12 protein-coding genes are annotated in these 14,595 nt (G+C 69.1%); 6 read left to right on the forward strand and 6 right to left on the reverse strand.

Features of this window, described 5'->3' with window-relative positions; all coding sequences use genetic code 11:
• The 3 genes from HC022_RS08995 to HC022_RS09005 all read left to right on the forward strand — a co-directional run.
• On the forward strand, positions 1–1,863 hold a 1,863-nt coding region (locus HC022_RS08995; protein ID WP_167452193.1), incomplete at its 5' end, for an RNA degradosome polyphosphate kinase.
• A 284-nt stretch (positions 1,864–2,147) separates the two neighbouring features.
• Complete coding sequence (locus HC022_RS09000; RefSeq protein WP_008885563.1) at positions 2,148–3,446, forward strand: flagellin; 1,299 nt, start codon at positions 2,148–2,150, stop codon at positions 3,444–3,446.
• A gap of 106 nt (positions 3,447–3,552) precedes the next feature.
• Positions 3,553–5,109, forward strand: a complete 1,557-nt coding sequence (locus tag HC022_RS09005) for a Ppx/GppA family phosphatase (protein ID WP_008884392.1) — start codon at positions 3,553–3,555, stop codon at positions 5,107–5,109.
• A 19-nt stretch (positions 5,110–5,128) separates the two neighbouring features.
• Here the strand turns inward: HC022_RS09005 and HC022_RS09010 are convergent, their stop codons facing one another.
• Positions 5,129–5,548 carry a hypothetical protein gene (locus HC022_RS09010; RefSeq protein WP_167452194.1) on the reverse strand — a complete coding sequence of 140 codons (420 nt, stop codon included), beginning with the start codon at positions 5,546–5,548 and terminating at the stop codon, positions 5,129–5,131.
• Positions 5,549–5,649: 101 nt separating this feature from the next.
• The gene (locus HC022_RS09015) at positions 5,650–6,753 is read right to left on the reverse strand and encodes a class I SAM-dependent RNA methyltransferase (RefSeq protein WP_167452195.1); all 1,104 of its coding nucleotides are present in this window, start codon (positions 6,751–6,753) and stop codon (positions 5,650–5,652) included.
• Positions 6,754–6,906: 153 nt separating this feature from the next.
• Between HC022_RS09015 and hisF the strand changes: the two genes are divergently transcribed.
• Positions 6,907–7,668: an imidazole glycerol phosphate synthase subunit HisF gene (gene hisF / locus HC022_RS09020; RefSeq protein ID WP_167452196.1), complete on the forward strand. Its 762-nt coding sequence runs from the start codon at positions 6,907–6,909 to the stop codon at positions 7,666–7,668.
• Positions 7,665–7,976 carry a phosphoribosyl-ATP diphosphatase gene (locus tag HC022_RS09025; protein WP_167452197.1) on the forward strand — a complete coding sequence of 104 codons (312 nt, stop codon included), beginning with the start codon at positions 7,665–7,667 and terminating at the stop codon, positions 7,974–7,976. The genes hisF and HC022_RS09025 overlap by 4 nt, the downstream gene beginning before the upstream one ends.
• 116 nt (positions 7,977–8,092) lie before the next feature.
• Here the strand turns inward: HC022_RS09025 and HC022_RS09030 are convergent, their stop codons facing one another.
• From HC022_RS09030 to HC022_RS09040, 3 genes are all read right to left on the reverse strand, one after another.
• On the reverse strand, positions 8,093–8,560 hold the full coding sequence (locus HC022_RS09030) for a CoA-binding protein (protein WP_167452198.1): 468 nt from the start codon (positions 8,558–8,560) through the stop codon (positions 8,093–8,095).
• A gap of 245 nt (positions 8,561–8,805) precedes the next feature.
• Complete coding sequence (locus tag HC022_RS09035) at positions 8,806–11,097, reverse strand: xanthine dehydrogenase family protein molybdopterin-binding subunit (protein ID WP_167452199.1); 2,292 nt, start codon at positions 11,095–11,097, stop codon at positions 8,806–8,808.
• Between the two features lie 84 nt (positions 11,098–11,181).
• On the reverse strand, positions 11,182–12,309 hold the full coding sequence (locus HC022_RS09040; protein WP_167452200.1) for a type III PLP-dependent enzyme: 1,128 nt from the start codon (positions 12,307–12,309) through the stop codon (positions 11,182–11,184).
• 87 nt (positions 12,310–12,396) lie between these two features.
• Between HC022_RS09040 and HC022_RS09045 the strand changes: the two genes are divergently transcribed.
• A complete protein-coding gene (locus tag HC022_RS09045; RefSeq protein ID WP_167452201.1) occupies positions 12,397–12,855 on the forward strand; it encodes an Lrp/AsnC family transcriptional regulator in 459 nt (152 codons plus the stop codon).
• 149 nt (positions 12,856–13,004) lie between these two features.
• Here the strand turns inward: HC022_RS09045 and HC022_RS09050 are convergent.
• The coding region (locus HC022_RS09050) for a hypothetical protein (RefSeq protein ID WP_167452202.1) at positions 13,005–14,595 on the reverse strand (1,591 nt) is incomplete at its 5' end.

The following is a 14,595-nucleotide window of genomic DNA, read 5'->3' on the forward strand; positions in this document are numbered from 1 at the left end:
GAGGACGCCCGCCGCCTGATGGCGCACCAGCAGAAGGTGCTGCACACGCTCGAGGCCGAGATGGCCGCCGCCGGCATCGACATCGTGCCCACGGCCGAGCTTACCGACGAGGACCGCGCCCACGTCGAGACCGAGTTCCTGAGCCAGGTCTTCCCGGTGCTGTCGCCGCTGGCCATCGACCCGGCGCACCCGTTCCCCTTCATCGCCAACATGGGCTACTGTCTCGCGATCACGCTGGAGCGCAAGAAGGACCGCCGCTCGCGCAACGCGCTGCTGCCGATCCCGCACCAGGTCGCCCGCTTCATGGCGCTGCCCGCCCCCGACGGCCAGAACCGCTTCATCTATCTCGAGCACGTGCTGCTGCTGCACATCGAGAGCCTGTTCCCCGGCTACCGGATCAAGGATCACTTCGGCTTCCGCGTGCTGCGCGACAGCGACCTCGAAGTCGAGGAAGAGGCCGAGGATCTCGTGCGCGAGTTCGAGGTGGCGCTGAAGCGCCGCCGCCGGGGCGAGGTCGTGCGCCTCACCGTCACCACCGGCGCGCCGCAGGGCCTGCGCGACATCGTGCAGCGCGAGCTGCACGTGCAGGACGACGAGGTCATCGAGCTCGACGGCATGATCGGCATCGCCGACCTCAAGGAGCTGGTGCTCGACAACCGTCCCGACCTGCTCTGGCCCACGTTCACGCCGCGCGTGCCCGAGCGGGTGCAGGACCACGAGGGCAACATGTTCGCGGCCATCGCGCAGAAGGACATGCTGCTGCACCATCCCTACGAGACCTTCGACATGGTGGTGCGCTTCCTGCAGCAGGCGGCGCTGGATCCCAACGTCGTGGCGATCAAGCAGACGCTCTACCGCACCTCGCGCAACTCGCCCATCGTCGAGGCGCTTTGCGAGGCTGCCGAGGAAGGCAAGTCGGTCACCGCGCTGGTCGAGCTCAAGGCGCGCTTCGACGAGGCTGCCAACATCCGCCAGTCGCGGCGGCTGGAGCGTTCGGGCGCCCACGTGGTCTATGGCTTCCTCGACTGGAAGACCCACGCCAAGATCAGCCAGGTGGTGCGCCGCGAGGGCGACAAGCTGGTGACCTACACCCACTGGGGCACCGGCAATTACCACCCGATTACCGCGAAGATCTACACCGACCTGTCGTTCTTCACCTGCGATGCAGCGCTTGGCCGCGACGCCGCGAAGATCTTCAACTACCTCTCGGGCTACGCCCAGCCGGAAGGGCTCGAGAAGCTGGTGATCTCGCCGCATTCGCTGAAGCCGAAGATGCTCGAGCTGATCGCCGCCGAGGCCGAGCACGCCCGTGCCGGCCGTCCCGCGAAGATCTGGCTCAAGATGAACTCGCTCATCGAGCCCGACATGATCGATGCGCTCTATGCCGCCAGCCAGGCGGGCGTCGAGATCGACTGCGTGATCCGCGGCATCTGCGGCCTCAAGCCCGGCGTGAAGGGCCTGTCCGAGAACATCCGGGTGAAGTCCATCATCGGCCGCTTCCTCGAACACTCGCGGATCATCTGCTTCGGCAACGGCCACGGGCTGCCGCACAAGAAGGCGCGGGTGTTCATCTCCTCCGCCGACTGGATGGGGCGCAACCTCAACCGCCGGGTCGAGACCGGCGTCGAGATCGAGAACCCCACGGTCAAGGCGCAGATCGTCAGCCAGGTGATGGCAGCGAATCTCGCTGACAACATGCAGAGCTGGGTCATGGAGCCCTCGGGCAAGTTCACCCGGCACCCGGTGCCCGAGGATGCGACACCCTTCAGCTGCCACCGCTTCTTCATGGAGAACCCGTCGCTGTCGGGCCGCGGTTCGGCCGGCGCCAGCGACGTGCCCAGCCTCACGCACAGCGAGGACTGACCCTTGCGTCCCGGGCCGCTCGCGCCCCGGGATTTGCTCCCGCAGCCACCGGCTGGCGCCCAGAAACCGCCACGAAATGACCGCGGCAGCGCCCCGGTCACTTAAGCGGTTCGCAACACCGAATTGGCAAGAGTCTAGGTCGCACTTGGGGGCAAGTGGCGCGGGCCGTGCTGTATCCCGAATTCGATACGGTCCCGCGGACCGGCTGAATCGCCGGATCGGATGCCCCTCGAGTCCGGGGCCGACCGCGCGAACGGCGCGTCCCTCCCCGAACAGGCAGACCCATGTCCAGCATCCTCACAAACGACAGCGCGTCGATCGCGCTGATGACGCTTCAGTCCATCAATTCCAACATCGCCGACGTGCAGAGCGAGATCTCGACCGGGCGCAAGGTCGCCGGGGCCGACGACAACGCCGCCGTCTGGGCCATCGCCAAGACCATGGAGGCCGACGTGCTCGGCTACCGAAAGGTCTCGGACAGCCTCGCGCTCGGAGGCTCGACCCTGAGCGTGGCGCGCAACGCGGCAGAAACGATCACCGACCTTCTCACCGAGATTAAGGGCCACGTGGTCACCGCGCAGGGCGAGAACGTCGACCGCAGCAAGATCCAGGCGAACATCGGCGCACTGCGCGACCAGATCGCCGCCGTGGTCGGTGCGGCGCAGTTCAACGGCATGAACCTCCTGCAGAACACCGAGGCCACCGAGGGCAGCGGCAGCGAGGCGGTGCTCGGCTTCCTGCAGCGCGACGCCTCCGGGGTCCGCGGCGTCGACATCGCCATCACCAAGCGCGATCTCGGCCAGGGCGCGGGGGCCATCTCGGCCTCGGGCGGCACCTATGCCGCCGCCGTCGCCAGCGCCACGCTTAACGCCACCCAGTCCGGCACGCTCAATGCCAGCGCCGTGACGGTCACCGCGGGCATGGCCTTCTCGCTCAACATCTTCGGCACCGACGCGGATGATTCGACCTTCACCCAGGCCGACCTGCGCTTCACCACCGCCGCCAGCGAGACCCGCGCCGAGATGACCAACGCGCCGATCTTCTACGTGGCGCGCGATGGCGACACGACCTCGGACGTCATGACACAGCTCGTGCGCCGGTTCGAAAGCTACGCCGCGCAGAACGACATCGACGAATCGGTGCTCTCGATGACCGCCTCGGGCAGTTCCATCAGCATAAGCTCCGGCGTCACCGACGGCACCGACACCATCGCCGTGAGCCTCAACACCCTGACCGCGGACGCCGGCAACACCGTCGGCGGCGGGCTCGAGCTGCTCTCGGGCTTCGACGTCACCACCACCAGCGGCGCCTCCGACGCGCTCAGCCAGATCGAAGGGCTGCTCACCACCGCCACCGATGCCGCCGCCGGTTTCGGCTCGGACCAGAATCGGCTCGAGACCCAGACCGCCTTCAACGGCAAGCTCACCGACGCGATGCGGGCCGGTATCGGCACACTCGTGGACGCGGATCTCGAGGAAAGCTCGGCACGGCTTCAGGCCCTCCAGGTGCAGCAACAGCTTGCCATTCAGGCACTGTCGATCGCCAATGGCTCGCCACGGGCGCTTCTCGGCCTCTTCCGCTGACGCAGCAGCCGACGCGGCGGAAGCTCTGGCGGAACCCCATCGGAAGCACTTTCGCCCGACTGGGTTCGCGTGGTAGAGGAGTCGCGCAGAAAAGCCGAGGAAGCACATGGACGGACAAGGCGACTCCGCCCAGAGCGACTGGGGCCCGTTCGGGCGCCCGCTCTTCGACGATCCGCAGGCGCGGCGCTTGTCGCGCGTCGGAGTCGTGGACATCGGATCGAATTCGGTTCGGTTGGTGGTCTTCGACGGCGCGGCGCGCAGCCCGGCGTATTTCTACAATGAAAAGATCATGTGCGGCCTCGGCGCGGGCATGCCCGAGACCGGGCGCCTGAACCCCGAGGGCAAGGAACGTGCCCTTGCCGCGCTGGCGCGGTTCAACACGCTCGCCCGCGGCATGGACCTGCCGCCGCTGACCACCGTCGCAACCGCCGCCATGCGCGAGGCCGAGGACGGCCCCGCCTTCCGCGCCGAGATCGAGCAGAAGACCGGGCTCAAGGTCTGGGTCATCGACGGCGAGGAAGAGGCCCGGCTCTCGGCGCAGGGCGTGCTGCTGGGCTGGCCCGGCGCCAACGGCCTGATCTGCGACATCGGCGGCTCGTCGATGGAGCTGGCCGAGCTCTCCGACGGCCAGGTCGGGCGGCGGGTGACCTCTCCGCTGGGACCGCTGCGCTTCAAGGATCTCGAGGGCGGCAAGAAGGCCCGCGAGAAGCACATCCGCAAGAGCATGGCCAAGCTCACCGAGAAGATCGACACCACCGGCTCGCGCCTGTTCCTCGTCGGCGGCTCGTGGCGCGCCATCGCGCGCATCGACATGGAGCGGCGCAACTACCCGCTGCACGTCCTCCACGAGTACCGCATGGACACCGCCGCGGTCGAGGAAACGCTGAAGTTCATCGAACGCGCCGATCTCGAGACCCTGCGCAACGCCTGCTCGATTTCCGCCGCCCGCATGAGCCTCGTGCCCTACGCCTCCGAGGTGCTGGGCGTGCTGCTCGAGACCTACCAGCCGTCCGAGATCGCCATCTCCTCCTACGGGATCCGCGAGGGCCTGCTCTACGAGCAGATGCCGCAGATGCTGCGCGACCGCGATCCGCTGGTCGAGGCCTGCCGCTTCTCCGAGGCCAAGGACGCCCGCCTGCCCGGCTTCGGCAAGACGCTTTACAAGTTCGTGCTGCCGCTCTTCGCGACGTCCGGCGAGGCCCGGCTGCGCCTCGTCAAGGCCGCCTGCCTGCTGCACGACGTCAGCTGGCGCGCCCACCCGGACTACCGGGCGCAGACCTGCTTCGACAACGCCACCCGCGCCAACCTCGGCGGGCTCGGCCACCCCGAGCGGGTGTTCCTCGGGCTCGCCCTGCTGCACCGCTACAAGAACAAGCGCGAGGGCACCGGGTTCGAGGATTTCTACTCGCTCATCGACGAGGCGGAACAGCGCGAGGCCGAGGTGCTCGGCAAGGCGATGCGCTTCGGCTCCATGCTGTGGATGTCCGACGCCAAGAAGGAAGACGGGGCGGATCTCGACTGGAACCCCGAGACGCGCAGCCTCGTGCTTAACCTGACCGCCGAGGCGGCCCCGCTCTACGGCGAGGTGGCCGAGGCCCGGTTCAACTCTCTGGCGCGGGCGCTGGACGCGGAAGAGGTCCGGGTGGAACTGGCACCGGCCTGAGGCCGGTCGTGCGGCGACGCTAGAGTTCGATCTCGGACCCGTCGGAGGGGCTGTCGAAGGGCGACGGCGCCTCTTCCTCCTCCTCGCCCGGCAACCGCTTGCGCAGGATGATGTCGCCATTGGGCAGCATCTCGGGCGGATGGTAGTCCGACCAGTCCCGCACCTTCCCCATGAGCTCGTGCAGGGCCGGCCCCATCTCCTCGGCGAAGCTGCGCAGCGCCGGCTGCATCTCGCCGGCAAGATCCTCGAGCCCGCGCAGCGCCGGGTCGAGCTCGTCCATCAGGCCGCGCAGGAACATCTCCGCCCCGCGCTTCATCAGCCCGTCTTCCTCGGCAGGCGCCCCGGTCTCGGGCGCCTCCTCGACCTGTGCGACAGCCAGGCCCGCGCCGGATCCGGCGACAAGGGCGGTGGAGAGGATCAGGGCAGCGATGCGTCTCATGCCCCCAATATAGGCACAGAGCGTCTCCCGTTTAAGACGATTCGTCGCGCAACACGTCCGGGGGCCGCTTTCCGCCGCCCCCCGCAACGCGCCAAGAAGGCCTAGAGCAGGTTCGTGCGATAGAGCCGGATCTTCAGCGAGCCATGTGCCACCGGTGGTCCCGGCGGCAGGAACGGCAGCCCGGTCGCCCGCGCCAGCCCCGCCTCCGGCGTCACCAGACCCACGCGCCAGCCGCGGAAACGCTCCTTGAGCACATCGCCAAGGCTCCGGTGCAACGCGTGAAGCGGCCCCGGCTTGCCGATCCGCGCGCCCCAGGGCGGGTTCACGATGACCAGCCCCGGTCCCCCCTCGGGCCGCTCCAGCGCGCTGACCGGCTGGCAGGCAAACACCGCCGTGCCGTCGACGCCCGCCCGCTGCGCGTTGGCGCCCGCCATGCGCACCGCCCCCGCGTCGCGATCGTAGCCCCGGAACAGCAGCCCGGTCTCGCGCCGCGCGGCACCGCGCTTCATCGCCTCCCACGCAGCCGCATCGAAGCTCGCCAGACGCTCGAAATCGAACTGACGCGTCCGCCCCGGCAACAGGCCCATGGCGATCTCCGCCGCCTCCAGCACGAAGGTGCCCGAGCCGCACATCGGGTCGATCACCGGCTCTTCGCCGGTGTCCCCGCCCTCGCGCAGGAACATCGCCGCCAGCGTCTCGCGCATCGGCGCCTTGCCGACCTCTTCCTTGTGCCCCCGCCGGTGCAGCGGCTCGCCCGAAGTGTCGACCGAGAAGCTCACGAGGTTCTCCTCGATCCGCACCAGAAGCCGCACCCCGTCATCGCTGACCGGCGCGCCCAGCGTCTCGGAAATCGCCCGTTCGACTCGCTCCCTTGCGGCGCCGCCGTGATAGATCCTGGACTTCCGGCTGATCGCCTCGACCCGCACGCCCTGGTCCGGGCGCAGCACCTCGCCCCACGGGAACTTGCGCGCCCGCTTGTCGAGCTGCGCGAGATGCACCGCCGGGAAGCCGCCGATCCGCGCCAGCACCCGCGCCGCGCCGCGCAGCACCAGGTTGGCACGCCAGACGTCGGGCCAGCCGCCGTCGAAGGCCACCCCGCCCGCATCCGGCCGCAACGGCCCGAAGCCCGCGGCCTTGGCCTCGCCCACCAGCGTCGTCTCCAGCCCCGGCGCGCAGGCCAGGAATATCTCGAATCTCTCGTCCATCCGGCCCGAATAGCGCCTTTGGACCATCGCGACGAGTCCGTCCCTTCATCTTGCCCGACAAACTCCGGGGGAGCCGCGCAGCGGCGGGGGCAGAGCCCCCTGCCACGCCCATTCCCCCTTCCATAGCCACGGATTCCGCGCCATAAGCGGGCCATGCTTAAGACCCGCATCATACCCTGTCTCGATGTCGCCGACGGCCGCGTGGTCAAGGGCGTCAATTTCGTCGACCTGCGCGATGCGGGAGACCCCGTCGATGCCGCCCGCGCCTACGATGCCGCCGGCGCCGACGAGATCACCTTCCTCGACATCCACGCCACCCACGAAAACCGCGGCACCATGTTCGACGTGGTAACCCGCACCGCCGAGCAATGCTTCATCCCGCTCACCGTGGGCGGCGGCGTGCGCACCGTGGCGGATGTCCGGGCCCTGCTGCTCGCGGGTGCCGACAAGGTCAGCTTCAACTCCGCCGCCGTCGCCAATCCCGACGTGGTGGCCGAGGCCGCGGACCATTTCGGCTCGCAATGCATCGTGGTTGCGATCGACGCAAAGACCGTCGAACCCGGCCGCTGGGAGATCTTCACCCACGGCGGCCGCCGCCCCACCGGCATCGACGCGGTGGCGTTCGCCCGCACCGTCGCCGCCAGGGGCGCGGGCGAGATCCTGCTGACCTCGATGGACCGCGACGGCACCAAGTCCGGCTTCAACATTCCCCTCACCCGCGCCATCGCCGACGCGGTGGACGTGCCGGTGATCGCCTCCGGCGGCGTCGGCACGCTCGACCATCTGGTCGAGGGCGTGACCGAGGGCCATGCCTCGGCGGTGCTCGCCGCCTCGATCTTCCACTTCGGCGAATACTCGATCCAGCAGGCCAAGGCCCACATGGCCGCCGCCGGCATCCCGGTGAGGCCCGCATGACCCTCGAAGAGCTCGAACAGATCGTCGCCACACGCGCCAACGCCTCGCCCGACGAGAGCTGGACCGCGAAGCTGCTCGCCAAGGGCCCCGAGAAATGCGCCGAGAAATTCGGCGAAGAGGCCATCGAGGCCATCATCGAGGCCACCAGGGGCGACCGCGACCGCCTGACCTCCGAGGCCGCCGACGTACTCTTCCACCTGCTCGTGATGCTGCGCGCCCGCGACGTGTCTCTGGCCGAGGTCATGACCGAACTGGCGCGCCGCCAGAGGCAGTCGGGCATCGCCGAGAAGGCCTCGCGCCAGGGCTGACGGACCGCCCGAAAGGGTACAGCCCCACCTTCCAGTCCGGATCAAGTGAATCAGCGAGCGCCCTGCGGGACGGCGGGCGGGGCGATGTTCCCGAAGGGGACGAGCGGCGCGCGTCGTCACAGCTTCGACGAGATCACCCCGGTATTGAACCCACCCATGCGCAATTCGCCGTGCAGCCGCTGGTACTCGATCTTCGGGCAGCGGTTCATCACAACGTCGATGCCCCGGGCCTCGGCGCGCGCGGCTGCCTCGGCGTTCTCGACCCCGATCTGCATCCACACCGTCCGCAGCCCCGGCAGGTGCTCGACCGCCTCATCGACCAGCGGGCCCACCGCCTCGGAACGACGGAAGAGGTCGAGCATGTCGACCTCCGGCGGAAGCTCCGCGATACTGCTGCGTACGGTCTCCCCGAAAAGCTGCGCCCCGGCATGGCCCGGGTTGACCCCGATCACGCGAAAACCGCGCTGGCTCAGGTAGCGCGCCACGTAGTAGCTCGGGCGCACCGGGTTAAGCGACACGCCCACGACGGCGATCACCCTGGTGCGCCGTAGGATCTCTTTCAGGAAGGTATCCGAATATCTCATGCGCCCACCCTATTGCGATTCAGGGGAGGCCCGAAAGGTGCCCGATCGGCCCGGCGCAAAGAAAAAGCGCCCAAGGAAAACCTTGGGCGCAAGTGCGGAACGAGGGACAGTGAAGGCTTCGCGGAGGTTCCGTATCCGCGATCCTGATAGGGATATGGGCGCAAAAGACACAATTGAAAGCCCCCTCAAGGAAGCGTGAACAAAAATCTTGACGCCACATCGAAAAGCCGCCCTGCGGCGGCGGATCACTCCGCCGCCTGCTTCGCGCCCCCGAGCAGGCTCCAGAGCCGCATCGGCGTGAAGGGCATGTCGACCTGCCGGATGCCCAGCGGCCAGAGCGCACCCTCCCCCGCGTTGGACACCGCCGCGAGCGCACCGACGGTGCCCGCCTCGCCGCAGCCCTTCATCCCCATCGGGTTGCCGGTCGAGGGCACGGGCTCCACGTCGAACTTGATCCACGGCATGTCATAGGCGCGCGGCAGGGCGTAATCCATGAAGGTCGCCGACAGAAGCTGGCCATCCTCGTCGAACACCGTCTGCTCGCAAAGCGCCTGACCCAGCCCCTGCGCGACACCGCCATGGACCTGCCCCTCGGCCAGCATCGGGTTGATGAGGTTTCCGAAATCGTCGACGACGGTGTATCTCACCACCTCCGCCACGCCGGTCTCGCGGTCGATCTCGATCTCGGCAAAATGCGCCCCGTTGGGATAGGAGCGCGCCTGGATCTTGTCGCGCACCGACCAGGTCAGCAGGTCCTCTCGCCCCTTTTCCCGCGCCAGCGCCGCGGTCTCGAGCATGGTCGGCGTCAGGTTCGAGCCCTCGGCCCGGAACCGCTCGTCGTCGAAGCGCACCTCGCCGGGCTCCACCCCCATCTCCTCGGCGAGGAAGGCCGAGAAGCCCTCGACCATCGCCGCAACCGCGGTGAGCGTCACGTTGGCCTGCGTCGTCACCGAGCGCGAGCCGCCGGTGCCGCCGCCCTGCGCGATCAGGTCGCTGTCGCCCTGCACGAAGACGATCTTGTCGAAGGGGATGCCGGTGTGGTCGCTCAGGAACTTGGCGAACACCGTCTCGTGCCCCTGCCCGTTCGACTGGGTGCCCACGTAGATCCGCGCGCCGCCGTCTTCGGTGAACTCGACCTTCACCCCCTCGGACGGGTCGCCGAGGATGGATTCGATGTAGAAGCACAGTCCCAGCCCGCGCAGCTTGCCCTCGGCCTCGCTGGCCGCCCGCCGCGCCGCGAAGCCCGCAACGTCGGCATCCGCGATGGCGTGGTCGAGCACCCGCGGGAAATCGCCCACGTCATAGGTCTCGCCGGTGACCGTGGTGTAGGGGAACTCCTTGACGAAGTTGATCTTGCGCAGCTCGATCGGGTCGATGCCGAGGTCCCGCGCCGCACGGTCCATGACCCGCTCGATGACGTAGATCGCCTCCGGACGCCCCGCGCCGCGGTAGGCGTCGACCTGCGTGGTGTTGGTGTAGATGCCCTCGACCCGCATCCACGCGGTCGGGATGTCGTAGGTGCCGGTCAGCACCTTGGCGAAGAGCAGCGTCTGGATCGGCTGACCGAAGCCCGAGTTGTAGGCCCCGAGGTTGCAGATCGTGTGGATGCGATAGCCGAGGATTCGGTGCCCCTCGTCGAAGGCCAGCTCGGCCATGGTCACCAGATCGCGCCCGGCGTGGTCCGAGAGCATCCCCTCGGTGCGCTCCGAATACCAGCGCACCGGACGGCCCAGCACACGCGCGGCCTGCGCCACGCAGAAGTACTCGGGGTAGGACGCCGCCTTCATGCCGAAGCCACCACCCACGTCGGGGTTGGTGATGCGCACGTCCGCCTCGTCGAGCCCCATGGCCTGCGCCAGCTCGCCCTTCATGTCCCAGACGCCCTGCCCGTTGAAGGCCAGGTGGATCCGCGAGCCGTCCCATTCGGCGAAACAGCCGCGCCCTTCCATGGCGTTCACGATGACCCGGTTGTCGCCGACCTCGAGCCGCACCACCCGCGCGGCCCTGGCAAAGGCCTCCTCGGTCGCCGCCTCGTCGCCCATGCCCCAGTCGAAGGCGCGGTTGTCCGGCGCCTCGGCGTGGATGGTCTCGCCACCGGCGCAAAGCTCCACGTGGGCAGGCAGCTCGTCGTAGTCGAGCTCGATGAGCTCGGCCGCGTCCTTGGCCTGCTGCATGGTCTCGGCAACGATCAGCGCCACCGGCTCGCCGACGTGGCGCAGCCGGCCTCTAGCAAGGACCGGGCGCTCGGGATCGGCGCCCTGCGTGCCGTCACGGTTGGGCACCACGGTCGCGGCCATGCGTACGTCCATGCCCGCAGCGAGCAGGTCGTCCACGGTCAGCACCAGCGCCACGCCCTCGGCCTCGCGCGCCGCGCTCACGTCGAGCGTGCCGATGACCGCATGGGCGACGGGCGAGCGGAACATGTAGGCGTGCAGCGCACCCTCAGGCGCGATGTCATCCACGTAGCGTCCATGGCCGGTGAGGAACCGCACGTCCTCGCTCCGCTTCATCGCCTGGCTCTTGCCGAACTTTTCCATGCTGGGTCCCCTGCGCCTCGCTTGTCCTGTGCGCGGGACTGTAAGGAGCATGCTGGCGGTGTCCAGCACCGCCAGCGGGAATTCTCAGCAGGCAGTGGTCATGCGGATGATCCTGCGCGCTCCGTAGCCGTTGAAGCCCGTGACCAGCGCGCGCGAATAGGCGCCCATGCCCTCGAAGACGATGAAGTCGTCCTCGCGGATCCCCTCGGGCAGCGCCACCGGATCGGGCAGCCGGTCGAGGCTGTCGCAGGTCGGGCCGAAGACGATGCGTCCGCGGAAGGCCCCGCCGCGCGGCAGGCCCTCGGGCGTCACCACCCGCAGCCGGCCCATCGGTCCGAGATCGCGCCATTCCGCCATGCCGCCGTAGATGCCGTCGTTGAGGAACACCGCTGCGTCCTCGACCGCCTTGACCCGCAGCGCCAGCAAGAAGGCCTCGGCGCAGAGCCCGCGCCCCGGCTCGCCGACCAGCCGTGGCGGCACGTCGAAGGCGGCGCGGGTGGTCTCGGCGATGGTGCGGAAGATGGCGTCGAGGTCGGGATGCCCCTCGCCCCGGTCCGACGGGAAGCCCCCGCCCACGTTCAGCCGGTGCAGCGTGACGCCGGCGGCGCGGGCGATTTCCGCCGCCGCCTGAATATAGCGCGCCCAGGGCTCGGGGGTGCGGCACTGGGTGCCCGGGTGGAAGGTCAGCGAGGGCACGAAGCCCATCTCGGCCACCCGCTCCAGCAACTCCTGCGCCAGCCGCGGCTCGGCGCCGAACTTGGCCCCGAAATCATAGGCAGCACCGGTCACCGGCAGCTTCAGCCGCACCGCGATCTCGGTGCCCTTCGGCAGGCGCGACAGCTTCTCGAGCTCGCGCATCCGGTCCACCGACCACGACACGCAGCCATTCGCCAGACCGGCGTCGATCTCGGCCTCCGAGCGGACGGGGTTGTGATAGTGCAGCACCGCGTCGGGACAATGCGCCCGCACCAGCGCCATCTCTGCGGGCGAGGCGACGTCGAAGGCGCGGATGCCCGCGGCAACAAGCCCGTCGAGCATCTCGGGCGCCGGGTTGGCCTTGACCGCGTAGGTCACCAGACCGGGGAACCCCCTGCGGAACCGCTCGGTCACCTGCGCCAGCCGGACCGGGCAGAAGAAGAACACCGGGTCGTCCGGCCGCCTGCGGGACAACCATGCCTCGGGCGAGGGTAGCAGGGTCTGCTCGATCCCCATATATCGATACCTCCTGTTTGCGCTCCCCCAAGTATGAGCCGCTTTTCGCTCGCTTTCGCCCGGCGGATCGGTCAATCTGAGGGTCACATGAAACAGATCGACGACATAACCTCACAGATCGACGAGACCGATCGGGCGCTCGTGGCGCTGCTGTCTGCCAATGCGCGCATGCCCGTGGCCGATCTTGCGCGGCGGCTGGGGCTTGCCCGCACCACGGTGCAGGCGCGGATCGAGCGGCTGGTGCTGCGCGGTGCCATCGCGGGCTTCACCATCCGCCGCGGCGCCGCCCTGCAGGAGGCGATCCGCGCCACGGTACTGGTCTGCATCGAGCCCCGGGCGCAGGCGGACGTGCTGTCGCGGCTGAAGCTGATGCCCACGATCGAATCGGTGCACACGACCTCGGGGCGGGTCGATCTGATGGTGGTGGTCTGCGCCAGCTCGACCGCCGAGCTGGACGCGGCGCTCGACCGGATCGCCGAGGCGCGAGGCGTGAAGAGCTCCGAGAGCCTCATCCACCTGACGACCAAGCTCGACCGCCGGGCCTGATCGCTGTTCGGAGCGATCACGCCCTTGCCGGTTGTCAGATCGAAACCCAACCGACACCTCTGTCACGACGAACAAACCGACCCGTAGTATGACAAAAGAAAAACGGCGGGCGCCTGCGCACCCGCCGTCCTGTCGGTCTGGTTAGGCCGTCAGCCCGCGGCGCGGGCGTCGGGCTTGAAGCTGATCCGTTCCGAGGCGGTGAAGCGGCCGCCGCGGGTCTTCTCGATCTTGCCCTCGCGGAGGAGCCGGCCAAAGGTCCGCAGCCGGTCTTCGCGGCTCGACTCGGTCAGCTCTGCCTGGCGGACCTTCGTCATCAGCTGCGGGCGCGAGAACTGCTCGCGGCGCTCGACGAAAGACATGTAGGCAGCCGCCGCCTCGAGCAGCTCGGAGAGGTCTGTCGCGCCGACGTTCTCGGCATAGGTCGCGAAGCCGCTGTCGACATCGTCGTCCTGCAGGATGTCATCCTCGAGGTCCGAGAGCTTGACGCGGCGCGGCACCGGTGCGGCCGCACTGCTGTCGACGCGCTGCTCGGCCACCAGCTTGAGCGGCGCCGGGCGGCCTTGATCCGCCGGACGCTCGGTGTGGCTTGCGGGTGCGTCGGGACGGCGGGGGCGTACCACGTTGGCAAGATCCTCACGGTAGGGCTGCATGCCCTCGGCGGCGTCCTTCTTGCGGCCCAGCAGCTTGTCGGCGCGGGTGGCGGCGACGGCGGCGCGCAGATGCGCGATGGCGCTGCGGCGGCGGTTGCCCTCGGGCTCGCGCATCTGGGTGTTGGTCTCGTCGAGGATGCGCGAGGCGTCGGTGTCGCCCACGCTGTTCTCGGTGAGCATGACCCGGCCCGGGCTCGCGAGCTTGACGGCCTTGCGCACGCCCTCGTCGGTGAGGCGCTCGGAGTCGGCCACGGCGGCGGCGATCACCGCTGCCCCATGCGCGTCGACGGCATCGTCATCTTCGTCCTCGTAGAACTCGTCGAACTCGTCTTCGAGGGCCTCCGAGAACTCCTCGTCGTCCCACTCGGCCTCGACCTCCGCGGCCTCGTGGCGGGGCGCCTCCCCGGCATCGTCCTCGTCCCACGCGTCATCGAAAATCCTGTCGTCCTCGTCGGCGACGGGCTCGGGCGCGGCGGGGCTCGCGGCCTCGCTGCGGGCGGCCGGCTCGGGCTGCACCTCGTCATCTTCGTCCCAGGCGGCGTCGAAGTCGGCTTCGAGCTCGGCCCGCACGGCGGCAAGCTCGCGGGCGAGGTCATCCTCGTCCTCGGCGCTGAGGCTGCTCACGGTGTCGGCGCCGCTTTGGCCCGGCACTTCCTCGAGCACGCCGGCGGCGACGGCAGTGTCGAAGCTCGCGCGCTTGACCTTGACCACGCGGGCGCGGCGCAGGGGCGGCGCGGATTCGGGCGCGACCGGCGTCACGGGCTCCGGCGCGACGAGCGTCTCGTCCTCGTCGAAGGTGTCGCCGAAATCCATGCCCGCGAGCGTGTCCGCGAAAAGGCGATCATCGGAGTCCGAGATCGCCTCGGGCAGATCCTCGACCACCGGAGCCAGAGACCCGAGCATCGCGGAAACCGTGCCGGTGTACTCGTCCTCGGTGAACTCGTCCTCGCCACCGGCGTCGGTCGACACGGCGGGAGTGGGGCGCGACGCCCCCTCGGCGACAACGGCCCTGATCCGGCGCAGCTTGGCAGCAACGCTCTCGGGGTCGTTCAGCGGAGCGGAGGGCGCAGGCGTCTCGGCGACCACCGGC

It is taken from the genome of Salipiger sp. HF18, assembly GCF_011806505.1.
Taxonomy (GTDB): domain Bacteria; phylum Pseudomonadota; class Alphaproteobacteria; order Rhodobacterales; family Rhodobacteraceae; genus Salipiger; species Salipiger thiooxidans.

Coding starts and splice junctions, on each gene's coding strand:
- HC022_RS09010 (WP_167452194.1), bottom strand. CDS start 5,548: ATGAGACGCATCGCTGCCCTGATCCTCTCCACCGCCCTTGTCGCCGGA.
- HC022_RS09040 (WP_167452200.1), bottom strand. CDS start 12,309: ATGGGGATCGAGCAGACCCTGCTACCCTCGCCCGAGGCATGGTTGTCC.
- HC022_RS09035 (WP_167452199.1), bottom strand. CDS start 11,097: ATGGAAAAGTTCGGCAAGAGCCAGGCGATGAAGCGGAGCGAGGACGTG.
- HC022_RS09030 (WP_167452198.1), bottom strand. CDS start 8,560: ATGAGATATTCGGATACCTTCCTGAAAGAGATCCTACGGCGCACCAGG.
- hisF (WP_167452196.1), top strand. CDS start 6,907: ATGCTTAAGACCCGCATCATACCCTGTCTCGATGTCGCCGACGGCCGC.
- HC022_RS09025 (WP_167452197.1), top strand. CDS start 7,665: ATGACCCTCGAAGAGCTCGAACAGATCGTCGCCACACGCGCCAACGCC.
- HC022_RS09015 (WP_167452195.1), bottom strand. CDS start 6,753: ATGGACGAGAGATTCGAGATATTCCTGGCCTGCGCGCCGGGGCTGGAG.
- HC022_RS09000 (WP_008885563.1), top strand. CDS start 2,148: ATGTCCAGCATCCTCACAAACGACAGCGCGTCGATCGCGCTGATGACG.
- HC022_RS09045 (WP_167452201.1), top strand. CDS start 12,397: ATGAAACAGATCGACGACATAACCTCACAGATCGACGAGACCGATCGG.
- HC022_RS09005 (WP_008884392.1), top strand. CDS start 3,553: ATGGACGGACAAGGCGACTCCGCCCAGAGCGACTGGGGCCCGTTCGGG.